Source organism: Bradyrhizobium sp. Y36, from assembly GCF_002531575.1.
GTDB lineage: Bacteria > Pseudomonadota > Alphaproteobacteria > Rhizobiales > Xanthobacteraceae > Bradyrhizobium.
This window is the reverse complement of sequence record NZ_NWTI01000037.1, coordinates 22394-34547: the sequence shown is the minus strand read 5'-3', so window position 1 is coordinate 34547 and position 12154 is coordinate 22394. Positions and strand designations below refer to the sequence as shown.

At 64.4% G+C, this 12154-nt stretch carries 11 protein-coding genes; 7 read left to right on the top strand and 4 right to left on the bottom strand.

Annotated elements, in window-relative coordinates; translation table 11 throughout:
- Positions 1-267: 267 nt before the first annotated feature.
- Together CO669_RS34405 and CO669_RS34400 are read right to left on the bottom strand one after the other, a co-directional pair.
- On the bottom strand, positions 268-1377 hold the full coding sequence (locus CO669_RS34405) for a hypothetical protein (protein ID WP_198964412.1): 1110 nt from the start codon (positions 1375-1377) through the stop codon (positions 268-270).
- Positions 1378-1379: 2 nt separating this feature from the next.
- On the bottom strand, positions 1380-2081 hold the full coding sequence (locus CO669_RS34400) for a FecR family protein (RefSeq protein ID WP_097666981.1): 702 nt from the start codon (positions 2079-2081) through the stop codon (positions 1380-1382).
- Between the two features lie 52 nt (positions 2082-2133).
- On the opposite strand from CO669_RS34400, the gene CO669_RS34395 reads away from it, so the two are divergent.
- Together CO669_RS34395 and CO669_RS34390 are read left to right on the top strand one after the other, a co-directional pair.
- Entirely contained in the window at positions 2134-3564 is a 1431-nt protein-coding gene (locus CO669_RS34395; RefSeq protein ID WP_097666979.1) for a phospholipid carrier-dependent glycosyltransferase, read from the top strand.
- Positions 3565-3667: 103 nt separating this feature from the next.
- Positions 3668-5611, top strand: a complete 1944-nt coding sequence (locus tag CO669_RS34390) for a hybrid sensor histidine kinase/response regulator (RefSeq protein WP_097666977.1) — start codon at positions 3668-3670, stop codon at positions 5609-5611.
- Positions 5612-5659: 48 nt separating this feature from the next.
- Here the strand turns inward: CO669_RS34390 and CO669_RS34385 are convergent, their stop codons facing one another.
- Positions 5660-6313 carry an OmpA family protein gene (locus CO669_RS34385; protein ID WP_097666975.1) on the bottom strand — a complete coding sequence of 218 codons (654 nt, stop codon included), beginning with the start codon at positions 6311-6313 and terminating at the stop codon, positions 5660-5662.
- Positions 6314-6812: 499 nt separating this feature from the next.
- On the opposite strand from CO669_RS34385, the gene CO669_RS34375 reads away from it, so the two are divergent.
- The 3 genes from CO669_RS34375 to CO669_RS34365 all read left to right on the top strand — a co-directional run bounded on the left by CO669_RS34375 (position 6813) and on the right by CO669_RS34365 (position 8715).
- On the top strand, positions 6813-7058 hold the full coding sequence (locus tag CO669_RS34375; protein WP_097666971.1) for a hypothetical protein: 246 nt from the start codon (positions 6813-6815) through the stop codon (positions 7056-7058).
- Positions 7059-7179: 121 nt separating this feature from the next.
- A complete protein-coding gene (locus tag CO669_RS34370) occupies positions 7180-7434 on the top strand; it encodes a hypothetical protein (RefSeq protein WP_063196637.1) in 255 nt (84 codons plus the stop codon).
- Between the two features lie 114 nt (positions 7435-7548).
- The gene (locus CO669_RS34365; protein ID WP_097666969.1) at positions 7549-8715 is read left to right on the top strand and encodes a winged helix-turn-helix domain-containing protein; all 1167 of its coding nucleotides are present in this window, start codon (positions 7549-7551) and stop codon (positions 8713-8715) included.
- Between the two features lie 89 nt (positions 8716-8804).
- Here CO669_RS34365 and CO669_RS34360 read toward each other — a convergent pair whose 3' ends face one another.
- Positions 8805-9251: a ribosomal maturation YjgA family protein gene (locus tag CO669_RS34360; RefSeq protein ID WP_198964411.1), complete on the bottom strand. Its 447-nt coding sequence runs from the start codon at positions 9249-9251 to the stop codon at positions 8805-8807.
- A gap of 77 nt (positions 9252-9328) precedes the next feature.
- Here CO669_RS34360 and CO669_RS34355 point away from each other — a divergent pair, with 77 nt between their 5' ends.
- Entirely contained in the window at positions 9329-10660 is a 1332-nt protein-coding gene (locus CO669_RS34355; protein WP_097666965.1) for an MFS transporter, read from the top strand.
- 283 nt (positions 10661-10943) lie between these two features.
- Complete coding sequence (locus tag CO669_RS34350) at positions 10944-12050, top strand: efflux RND transporter periplasmic adaptor subunit (protein ID WP_097666963.1); 1107 nt, start codon at positions 10944-10946, stop codon at positions 12048-12050.
- The last annotated feature ends 104 nt before the right edge of the window (positions 12051-12154 follow it).

Sequence of the window (12154 nt, the reverse complement as noted above, 5' to 3'; positions counted from 1 at the left end):
TCCAGCCATTGTTGACGTGTCAGCTATGTCTCCGAACACCCGTCAGTGATCTGTCCGGGCTAAACACTTGATCGGGCGATCCAGTACTCCGGGACGGCAGTGATTGAGGCGATGGGCCGCCGCGTACTGGATGACCCGCGTGCGCGGGGCATGACAGTGCCGTAGGGTGGGCAAAGGCGCTCTTGCGCCGTGCCCACGATCAGTTTCCGTTTGCGAGACGTGGTGGGCACGCTTCGCTTTGCCCACCCTACGAGGCTGTGCTCGCCGCTAGTAATTGATCCTCAGCCCCACGCCGCCGTGGATGGTGTTGCCGACCGGCTGCGGGCCGAGCGTGCCGTTGGCGAACAGGTCCACGATCCAGCCCTTCTGTACGCGGAAGCCGAGGCGGCCGCCATATTCGAACCAGCCCTGGTTGCCCATGGTCGGGACCACCACGCCGTTGCCGGTCACGGTGGCGACGATGCCGCTATGGCTCGCAAACGACTGCACCCAGCCGCCATTGATGTTGGTCTCGATATTGCCGCCGAACAGATGCGTCCACTGGCCGCCGATCTTGACGAGACTGGTGCGGTCGGTGCCGGTTGCGATGGTGGCGTCGAACGGGTTGAAGGCCACGGCACTGTCGCTATAGCCGGACACGCGCTGCCAGAGCTGCCAGACCTCGATCGAGGCTGCGACCTCGTCGCGCGGCGAGATGCGGCTCATCCAGCCGGCGCGGCCGTAGACCGCGTAGTTCGAGGCATTGGTCGAGCTCGTGACGCTCACCGGCCCGAGGCTGGTGTCGTAGCTGCGGGTGTAGCGCGCTTTCTCCCACGGCGTCAGGATGGTGCCGACGTCGAAGAACGGACGAGACGAGCCCCAGTCGGTGAAGTCGTAGCGCAGGGCGAAGGCGCCGATCGGGGCGCTGGTGATCTTGTAGCCGCCCTCGTTGTATTGCGTGTAGGCGATGCCGGCGAGCAGCGACAGATTGTTGGTCAATTCCTTGCGGCCGTGGATGCCGGCCGAGAACGAGCCGGCCGAGCCGAACGCGCTGATGCAATCGCTGCAATTGACCTGCTCGTTGACACCGAGCAGGACCGTGCCGAGCACCCGGTTGGTGATCATCTGGTTGAAGCGCTGGTCGGCGAGGCCGCCGACCGAATTGCCGCTGGACCCGGCGCCGGTCGGTGTCGGACTCGGCGACGGATAGGGACTGGGCGACGGCGAAGGTGAGGGATACGGGCTCGGCGAGGGCGACGGCGAGCAGCCTTCCTCACAATTGGTGAGGTTCAGGGTCGCGGCGGAGGCCGGCTGTTGAATACCCCATGCCAGCGTCATGGTCGCCATGGCCACCAGCGCGGCGGCAAGAAGCGTCTCGCGGATGCTGAGCCTTGCCATCGTCAGCGCCCGCACAGCATGCCGTCGTCATGGACGGCGGGTGTGATGGTCGGCGAGGCGTCGGCATACTGGTTCACCGCGCACAGCCCGGCGCTTGCAGCGCAATTGGCGGCGAAGGTCCAGGGTGGCGTATTGGTCTTGGTGATGCTGACCTTGCCGCCGGTCGATGTGATGATCGCGGTGTCGCCCGGCTGGGTCAGTTGCACGCATTGGGAGCTCGTCGTGCAGACGCTGGCCGCGCCGTCCTGCAGCACCACGACGGAGCGCCCGCGCTGCGAGAGGATGTCGAGCGTGGTGCCGCGCACGCCGATGGTGGCGAGCGGCGTCGTGATCTTGTAAGCGGTCTTCTCGGAATGACCGGTGACGAAACGGAAGGCACCGGTGGTCATGCGGATCGCGACGTCGCGATAGCTGTGCTCGTCGTTGAAGACGGTGCGGTCGAGCTTCAGCGTCGCGCTGGGTCCCAGCGACAGATTGGTGCTGTCGGCCATCACGAAGCGAGCGGCGCTGTCGGCGCCGGTACGCACGGTCTCGTCGCGCAGCATGCTGTCGCCGACGCTGATCGGCGTGGTCGTCGCGGCCACGCGCACAACTTCATTCTGGATCACGACGGCTTCGCCGACGCGCGTCTGCGCCTGCGCGCAAGGCGCGGCACATAACGCGGCCGACAGCAGAGTGGGGCAAAGCCAGAAACGCAAAATCATTTCGCAAACCGATCGATGTGTCCCTGATCGTACCGGATCGCGCACGCTTGCGATGTGGCGGAATTATCACAAGCGGCGCGGGACGTGCGTTATGCTTAGTGACAGTTGCGGCGGAATGCGTTCAATGAAGATCGTGACTTCTATTTTTGTCCGCGGTGACGCAATTTTGCCACGCAAAACATCCTCACAGCAGCTGCTTCAATCGTCCGCAGTTCCGGAGATGTCGCGGAGCGCAGTCATTGCTGTCGCGATTTTCCTGGTCGCCCATCTCGCGCTGCTGATCGGCCTGACGACACCGGAGAAGTTCGTCTTCGACGAGGTGCACTACGTGCCGGCGGCGCGGCAGATGCTGGCACCGGCGATGTCGGAGCCGATGCTCAATCCGATGCATCCGCCGCTCGCCAAGGAACTGATCGCGACCTCGATCGCGGCCTTCGGCGACAATTCGCTCGGCTGGCGCTATCCCGCGACATTGTTCGGCGCAATGGCGGTCGTCGCGATCTATCTGTGCGGCCTCGCGCTGTTCGCCGCGCAAGGGCCCGCGATCGCCGCGGCGCTGATCGCCGCCTTCAACCAGATGCTCTACGTGCAGGCGCGCATCGCCATGCTCGATATCTTTGCGCTCGGCTTCGGCCTGCTCGCGACCGCCGCCTTCATGCACGGATTTCGACGCGAGCGGCCGCAGGCGCTGTTCGCGCTCGCCGGTGCGCTGTTCGGCTGTGCCGCCGCCTGCAAATGGAGCGGCCTGTTTCCGCTCGGCGTCTGCATCGTCGTCGTCGCGGTGATCCGCCTGATGCAAGGCTGGCGCACGCTGTTCGCCGACGCAAAGCCTGGTGACTGGTACCGGCCGGACCTCTGGCCCGGCTTGAAGCTGCATCATCTCGTGCTGTGCTTCGCGGTCTTGCCCGGTGTGGCCTATCTTGCCGCCTTCGTTCCGCTCTACGGGCTGTCGCTGCCGGACCTGATCGAGGCGCAGCGCCGGATCTTCGCCGACAACACCACGACCGCGATTGCCGGACACACCTATATGAGCGCGTGGCCGTCCTGGCCGCTGCTCGCGCGCCCGGTGTGGTTTCTGTTCGACAAGAGCACAGAGGACAATGTTTCCGCCGTCGTCTTCCTCGGCAATCCCCTGGTGTTGTGGCCGGCCCTGCTCGCGCTCGTGCTCGTGCTGCGCGACTTCGTCGTCGAGCGCCGCTGGGACGCGTTCCTGATCGCGGCGTTCTATTTCGGTCCCTGGCTTGCCTGGGCCTTGCTGCCGCGCACGCTGGGTTTCATCTACTATTATCTGCCGGCAGCCACGGCGGCCTCGCTCGCACTGGTCTATGTGCTGCGCCGGGACGGCCTGCCGCGCTGGCTGCTCTGGGCCTATGTCGGTGTTGCGGCGATCGGCTTTGCGGTCATGCTGCCGATCTCCGCGGCCTTTATCGGCACCTCGATGCGAAGCTTCGGCCAGCTGATGTTGTTCCAGAGCTGGATCTAGTGCCCGCTTGCGTGCATAGCCTCGGTAGAATTGTCTTGCCTGAATCAATTGTCGCGTGTGGACTGGACCGATCTTCTCGGAATCGGAGAGTCGCCCGGTGAATATGGAGGACCTCAGCGCCAAGCCGGGCCATCCCAATGCCGACTGGTTGCGGGCCGTCGTCGATACCGCGGTGGACGGCGTGATCCTGATCGACGCGCGCGGCGGCGTCCTGATGTTCAATCCGGCCTGCGAGAAGCTGTTCGGCTATTCCGCCGAGGAGGTCATCGGGCGGAACGTCAAGGTCCTGATGCCGTCGTCCTACCGCAATGCGCATGACGGCTATCTACAAAATTACCACATCAGCGGCGAGCGCAAGATCATCGGCATCGGCCGCGAAGTGGTGGGCCAGCGCAAGGATGGCTCGACCTTCATGATGCATTTGTCGGTCGGCGAGAGCAAGCAAGCGGCCGGCGATTCGATCTTCGTCGGCATCATTCACGATCTCACCGAGCGCGAGCGGGTCGAGCGCGAGCTGCGCGAGAGCGCCGCTCGGTTGCGCGCTGTCGTCGACACCGCCGTCGACGGCGTGATCCTGATCGATTCCGACGGCATCATCCTGAAGTTCAATCCGGCCTGCGAGCGGCTTTTCAAATATCGCGACAAGGAGGTTCTCGGGCAGAACGTCCGGATGCTGATGCCGGAGCCCTACCGCTCCGAGCACGACGGGTATATCCGCAATTTCATCGCCACCGGCGACAAGAAGATCATCGGCATCGGACGCGAGGTGACGGGTCGGCGCAAGGACGGCACGACCTTTCCCATGGACCTGTCGGTCGGCGAGGCCCAGCAGGACGGCTCCTCCATCTTCGTCGGCATGATCCACGACCTGACGGATCGCAAGCGTACCGAGGCGCAGCTGATGCGGGCGCAGAAGATGGAGGCGGTCGGACAGCTGTCCGGTGGCATCGCTCACGACTTCAACAATCTCCTCACCGTGATCGTCGGCAACGCCGAATATCTGGCCGAGCAATTGGTGCCGCGCGAGGACCTGAAGCGCCTCGCCGACGACATCTGCAGCGCCGGCGAACGCGGTGCCGAGCTGACGCAGCGCCTGCTCGCCTTTAGTCGCAAGCAGCTGCTGCGGCCGGTCGAGACCGAATGCGACAAGCTCGTCGAATCCATGTACAAGCTGCTGCGACGAACGCTGCGTGAGGACATCGAGATCACCACCCAGGCCGATCCTACGCTGCGGCTCGCCTTTGCCGACCCCGCGCAGCTCGAATCGGCGATCCTCAATCTCACGCTGAACGCCCAGGATGCGATGGCATCAGGTGGCCGCCTGACCATTTCGGCGGCGAACGCATCGCTCGATGCGGGCGACCACAACGTTCATCCCGACGTAGCGGCGGGCGAATATGTCGTGATCGCGGTCACCGACACCGGCGCCGGCATGGCGAAGCAGGTGCTGGAACGCGTGTTCGAACCCTTCTTCACCACCAAGGAGGTCGGCAAGGGCAGCGGACTCGGGCTCAGCATGGTCTACGGCTTCGTCAAGCAATCCAACGGCCATGTCACGATCTACAGCGAGCCCGGCCTGGGAACGACCGTGCGGATCTATCTTCCGGCCGTGATGAGCAAGTCGCAGGGCGTGCCGCTGGCGGTCGAGAAGGAGGTCGTGCAGAGCGGCTCGGAAATCGTTTTGGTCGTGGAGGACGATCCGTTCGTCCGGTCCTACGCGGTCATGAGCCTGGAGAGCCTGGGCTACAAGGTGATTTCCGCCGTCGACGGCAAGTCGGCCCTGCAGGCGCTTGCCGCAACACCGCATATCGACCTGCTGTTCTCCGACGTCGTCATGCCAGGAGGCGTCAACGGGTGGGAGTTGGCGGGTCTCGCCCGCAAGGAGAGGCCCGAGCTGCACGTGCTGCTGACCTCGGGTTACGCCCTCGAGACGCTGGCGGCGAACGGCCACGTCCGGCACGGCGCCTTGATCCTGGAAAAGCCGTACCGCAAGGCTGAGCTCGCACGGCTGGTCCGGGAGGCGCTGGCCGCGCCGATGCCGGTCTGAACCGTGGTCCGCCTGCCGGAGGAACGGCAGGCGGCGATCGTCATCGGATTATTTCGACGCGGTCTTGGTGTCCATGTTCACGACCTGGACGCGGCGGTTGATCGGATCGGCGCCGTTGGCGGTATCCTTCAGCTTGGTCTTGCCGTAACCGACGGTGACCAGATCAGTGCCGTTGAGGCCGTAGTTCTGCATCAGATACTTCTTGATGGTGTCGGCGCGCCGCTCGGAGAGCCCTTGATTGTACTCTTCGCCGCCGATCGCGTCGGTGTGGCCGGCGACCACGAAGGTCGAGCCCTTGAGCGCCGGGTCGGACAGAGCCTTGCCGAGCGCCTGCACCGAGGACATCGAGGTCTTGGCGATGTTGGCCGAATTGTAGTCGAACTGGATCTCCAGATCGATCTTCGGCTTGGTCGCGGCGAGCTCGGCGATCTGCTCGCGCTCGCCTGTCGAGAGTGACCGGGTGGAGCGGTTGCGCACGGTGTTCAGGAAGGTCGCTTCCTTGGCTTGCTCCTTGGCCTGCGCGGTCGTGTCGGCCTGCGGACCGACGGACAGGCCGCGGGTCGCCGGCTTCGGCTTCAGTGCATCCAGAATCTGGCCGGTGGTGACATTGTTGTCGCCGGCCAGTGCCAGGCCGGCCGTCATCGACAGCGCGGCGGAAATGGTTATCGCCTTCAGTCCAAAGCTCTTATTGAAACGGATCATTGTCGTATCCTCTGTTACGCCTGATAGCGATTTGATGCTGCGAGCATAGGGTGGGTTCAAAAGCCCTGATGTGATCTTGGTCACGGTGGCGACAGTCCGTCCGGGCTCATTCTCAGGTATGATCCGTCGTTCCGGGCCGTGAATCCGTCCGTTTCGCCGCCGCTCCGGCAGAGGAGCCGATCGCGCCAATGGAAGTAGTCGCACCCTCCGCTTCGTGGGTTCAACGCGTTGGCAGGCCGGTGTGATCGAAATCACGTCGAGGTGCACGGCCTGGAGGAAACTTCTGCACACCGATCGTCGCAAAGCCGTCGCGGCGCGGCCCGGCGGTGAACAAGAAATCGGCCAGATGCGCGCCTAGCAGGAAATTTGCACGCAATCGCAAAACGAAGGAGCCGAGTTCCATCAAGTGCCGAGGCCAGTTGACTATCAACGTGACCATCAACGCGACTACCAATTCTATCGGAGTGGCCCGCCGGATCGGACAGTGTCCCTGAGCTCAATGCCCATCTATATCGGTGCGGCCATGATCGCGGTGGCGATCCTGCTGTCGACGCTGATCACGGGGCTGACCTCCCGCTATGTCGGGCTCGAAGGCCCGACCGACGAGAACGTGTGGCTGGTCGACCGCCTCACCGGCAGTGTCTATCGCTGCCAGGCGGAGGGGCGTGGCAAGGCCCTGTGCGAGCCGGATGTCGCCACCGGCAGCCTCGGTGACCGGCCCAGGGCGCCGAAGGATGGCCGCTGAAGCGCCTCGTCATTGCATCGCAGCAAGAAATTTGTCTTCTCCGCGAAACGTCGGCGCGAGAGAATACGTAATTGCGAAGGCCGGCATGACGCCGGTTTCGTTTTACGGAGGAGACTTTTCGATGAAGATCTTGCTCACGGCCGCAGCCTTTGTCGCGTTCACCCTGTCGCTGTCCCCGGCCTCCGCCGCGATGATGGCGTGCACCAAGGACAACATGATGAAGTCCGCCGCGATGATGGGCGGTACGCCCGACACACCGGCCAAGATGGCGTCGAACAAGGAAATGGCCATGGCCAACACCGACATGAGCAATGGCAAGATGAAGAGCGCCTGCATGCATTACATGAAGTCGCAGAAGGCCATGATGGCGAAGTAGGTCCCGGCGACGTCAAGTGCCGCGCTGTCAGCAGATGGCAGCGCGGCTTTTTCTTCCGGCGTTTCCTGTCCGCTTCTTTCTCCCGGCGCGAATCCCGCTACATTGCGTTCTGCAATGTCACGCACGCCCAAACCAATCCCGCTCACCACGACACAGGCCCGGCAGATCTGGCTGCATGCCCAGCGGCTGGGCCAGCGCACCCCGTTCGGCGAGGGAGCGCAGGCCGTGGCGGAGGCGGTCGCCCAGCTCGGCTATGTTCAGATCGACACCATCAACGTCATCGAGCGCTGCCACCACCACATCCTGTTCAGCCGCATCCCGTCCTACCGCCGCGCCGATCTGCGTCACGCCCAGAGCGTCGACAGAAGCGTGTTCGAATATTGGACGCACGCACTCTCTTACGTTCCGGCCGGCGACTTCCGCTTCTTCCTGCCGGCGATGCGCGAGCACCGCCGCGAGGGGCACAAATGGTTCGCCTCGGTGACGCCTGCGGACACGCGCAAGGTCATGCGGCTGGTGCGCGCCGGTCCGCTGACGATCCGCGACATCGAGGATGACGTGCTCACCGAGAAGGAGCATCTGTGGCAGAGCCGCAAGCCCTCGAAGCGGGCGTTGCAGCTCGCCTTCTATACCGGCGCCGTGACCATCAGCGAGCGCCAGGGCATGCTCAAGACCTATGAGCTGATGACGCGTCATTTCGGCTGGAACAAGCTGCCACGGCCGGCTTCGGCCAAGGAGATCACGGCCTATCTGCTCGATCGCGCGTTGCGCTCGCAAGGCGTGGTGAGCCTCGATTCGATCTGTCACCTCGACGCGCCGCGCAAGAAGGCGGTGGCCGGCCTGATCGCCTCGCGCGTCCGTCGTGGCGAGCTCATGCCCGTTGCGATCGACGGCGCCGGCAAGCAGGAGCATTGGGCCGCACCCGCCTCGCTCGAGGCGAACGACGAGGCGGTCTCGCCTGATCTCGTCCACATCCTCTCGCCGTTCGATCCCCTCATCATCCAACGCAAGCGCACCAACCTCATCTTCGGTTACAACCATTTGTTCGAGGCCTATGTGCCGAAGGCCAAACGCAAGCTCGGCTATTTCGCGCTGCCGGTGCTGGTCGGCGACGAAATCGTCGCCGCGATCGATCTGAAGACCGACCGGCAGGCGAAGCAGCTGTTGATGCAGAAATGGACGTGGGTTGGGCAGGGCAGGAAGACCGCGGGACGCAAGGAGCTCAAGCGCCTGATCGAGGACGAGCTCGATCGTTTCGAGCGGTTTCAGCTGGCGGAGTGAGACTGCTTGCTCCGGCGCCGGTCTCGTAGGGTGGGCAAAGCGTAGCGTGCCCACGTCATGTCTATTGATCGGAAGACGTGGGCGCGGCGCTAGGGCGCCTTTGCCCACCCTGCGTGAGCGTGCGTCACGGCGAGCCGATCGATGCACGCGCCGAACGCAATTCCCGCCGTGTAGGCCACCAGATTCCACAGCGAGAAGATCCGCCCGAGCAGCAGCGCGCCGGCCGTCGTCAGCCTGAATGCATCGAGCCCGGGCGCATGCACCAGCCGGGAGAACTCGACCGCCGCCGCGATCAGCATCGCGATGGCCGCAAGCTGGCTTCGCGTCAGCCGCGGCAGCAAGGTCCCGACCAGCAGAAGCACCATGGTCGCCCAGAGCAGCGAACCGCCGTATTTCACGACGAACGCAGGCAGCCCAAGCGGAAAGCCGTACCAGCGCAGGGACAGTCCGCAGCCAATGACGATCAGCGCGAGGGCGGCGCGCAGCAGGGATGTCCGGAGCGGTGCAATGGCTTGGTCCGGCTGCGTCCCGTGCATTGCTCGCTCCATTGACTCTTCGCTCGCGATGCTCAAAACCGCCATCAGCCCACAAGAACAACAACCCGGGGGAAGCCATGAGCCAGACCACCACCTATGCCGGTTCCGCCGGCGCCGCCAAGAGTGAGATCGAGACCTCGACCATCCGCGCCATCTCCTGGCGCCTGATTCCCTTCCTGGTGCTGGCCTACTTCTTCTCCTATCTCGACCGCGTCAATCTCGGTTTCGCCGCGCTGACCATGAACGCGGAGCTGAAGTTCACCCCGCTGATCTTCTCCTGGGGCGCCGGCATCTTCTTCATCGGCTATTTCATTTTCGAGGTGCCGAGCAATCTGGCGCTGGAAAAGTTCGGCGCCAGCCGCTGGATCGCCCGCATCATGGTGACCTGGGGCATCATCTCCGCGCTGATGGCGATGGTCAGCGGCGTCACCAGCTTTTACGTCCTGCGCTTCCTGCTCGGTGTCGCCGAGGCCGGTTTCTTTCCCGGCATCATCCTCTATCTCACCTACTGGTATCCGGCCGAATATCGCGCCCGTTTCCTTGCGGCCTTCGCCATCGCGGTGCCGGTCTCGACCGTGATCGGGGCGCCGATCTCGGGCCTTCTGCTCGGGCTCGACGGCATGATGGGCCTGAGGGGCTGGCAGTGGCTGTTCATCATCGAGGGCATCCCCTCGGTCCTGCTCGGCATCGTCACCTGGTTCTATCTCACCGACAAGCCTGAGAAGGCGGACTGGCTCTCGGCCGAGCAAAAGGCCTGGCTCAAGGCCAAGCTCGATTCGGAGATCGCGGCGAAGCAGGCGGTGAAGCATTTCTCGCTCGGCGAAGCGCTGTCCTCGCCCAAGGTGATCGCGCTCAGCCTGATCTATTTCGGCTTCGTCGGCGCGCTCTATGGCATGCAGTTCTGGCTGCCGCAGATCGTCAAGACGTTCGGCCTCACCAATGCCCAGACCGGCTTCGTCACGGCGATCCCGTATCTGTTCGGCACCATCGCGATGATCCTGTGGGCGCGGCATTCGGATGCGACGCGCGAGCGGGTGAAGCATGTCGGCGCGCCGCTGCTGCTCACCGCCGTCGCGCTCGCCGTCTCCAGCTACCTGACCGATCCGACCCTGACGATGGTCGTTCTGACCGTGGCCGCGATCGGCGTGTTCTGCTGCTTCGGCGTGTTCTGGACCCTGCCGACCGCGTGGCTTTCCGGCACCGCGGCGGCCGGTGGCATCGCCTTGATCAACTCGATCGGCAACCTCGCGGGCTTCGGCGGGCCATATTTGATCGGCTGGGTCAAGGAAGCGACGGGGCAGACCTCGACCGGCCTCCTGGTGCTCGCTGTGCTGCCGCTGCTCGCCGGCATCCTGGTGTTCATCGGCGGCCACGACAGCAAGCACGAGTTTGCCGGGCAGGGGCACTAGAACCGAGGAGGCGAACGGTCCCCGAGGGTGGGGCAAAAGCGCAGCATGCCCACCAATAGATCGCGGGCACGGCGGTAGCGCGCCCTTGCCCGCCTAGGGGATCTCGCCAAGCCGCCGGACCCGGGGCCGCAGCCTCCGCCCCTACGATCGCACCTTGCTCGCAATCATCCTCCCGATCCTCACCACCCCTTAACGATCACGCTTTCCTGATGACTGACGATTATTGACTTTTATCAGTGATTAGTCGACATTCCTCTCATTGGAGATCCAGGAGTGTCCTTCGATGTTCGTCCGGTCCGTTTTGTCGAGCTATTCCAGGCTGTTGGCAGGCGTGTCGCTGGCCCTGATGGCCGCCAGCCTGGCTGGATGCAATGACACCGTCGCTGAAAAGGCCGAGCCGCCGCGGCCGGTTCTGGTCGCGACCGCGCATTATGATGCCGAGACGCCCGAGCGCAGCTTCGTCGGCACCATCCGGCCCCGGATCGAAAGTGACCTCGGCTTCCGTGTCGCCGGCAAGGTCGCAAAGCGCCTGGTCGAGGTTGGTCAGACCGTCGAGATCGGCCAGCCGCTCGCGACCCTCGACGAGGTCGATTTGAAGCTGCAGGCCGAGCAGGCCGCTGCCGAGCAGACCGCCGCGACCGGCGTGCTGGCGCAGGCTGCCGCCGCCGAGCAGCGCGCCAAGGATCTCAAGGCCAAGGGCTGGACCACGGACGCCCAGATGGATTCGAGCCGCGCCTCCGCCGACGAGGCTCGCGCGCGCCTGAACCGCGCCGAGCGCGCGCTCGAGCTCAGCAAGAATTCCCTTTCCTACGCGACGCTCAACGCCGACGCCCGTGGCGTCGTCACCGCAACGCTGATCGAGCCCGGCCAGGTGGTCGCCGCGGGCCAGGCCTCGATCCGCGTCGCCCGCTTTGCCGAAAAGGAAGCGGTCGTCGCGATCCCTGAGACGCTGGTCGGACGCGCCAAGTCGGGCGTCGCCAGCGTCACTCTTTGGTCCGAGCCGGGCAAGAAATATGCGGCCAGGCTCCGCGAGATCGCGCCCACCGCGGATTCCGCCACGCGCACCTATCTCGCAAAGTTCTCGCTGCCTGAAGCCGACGACAAGGTCGCGCTCGGCATGACCGCGACGCTGACGCTGTCGGATGCCGCGACCGAGCGTGTCGCGCGACTGCCGCTGTCGGCGCTGTTCAACGAAGGCGGCAAGCCGTCCTTCTACGTCGTCGACGACAACGGCGCGCTCACTTTGAGGCCGGTGGCGGTGAAATCCTACGAGAGCAACGACGTCGTCATCACCGGCGGCGTGGAGGAGGGCGCCAAGATCGTCGCCCTCGGCGTGCAGAAGCTCGATCCGGGCCAGCGGGTGCGGATCGTGTCGTCACTGTCGTTTTAGTTCCTTGTCATTCTGGGGCGGTGCGCAGCACCGAACCCGGAATCTCGAGATTCCGGGTCTGGTCCTTCGGACCACCCCGGAATGACGAGAGAAGTAAGTTACGT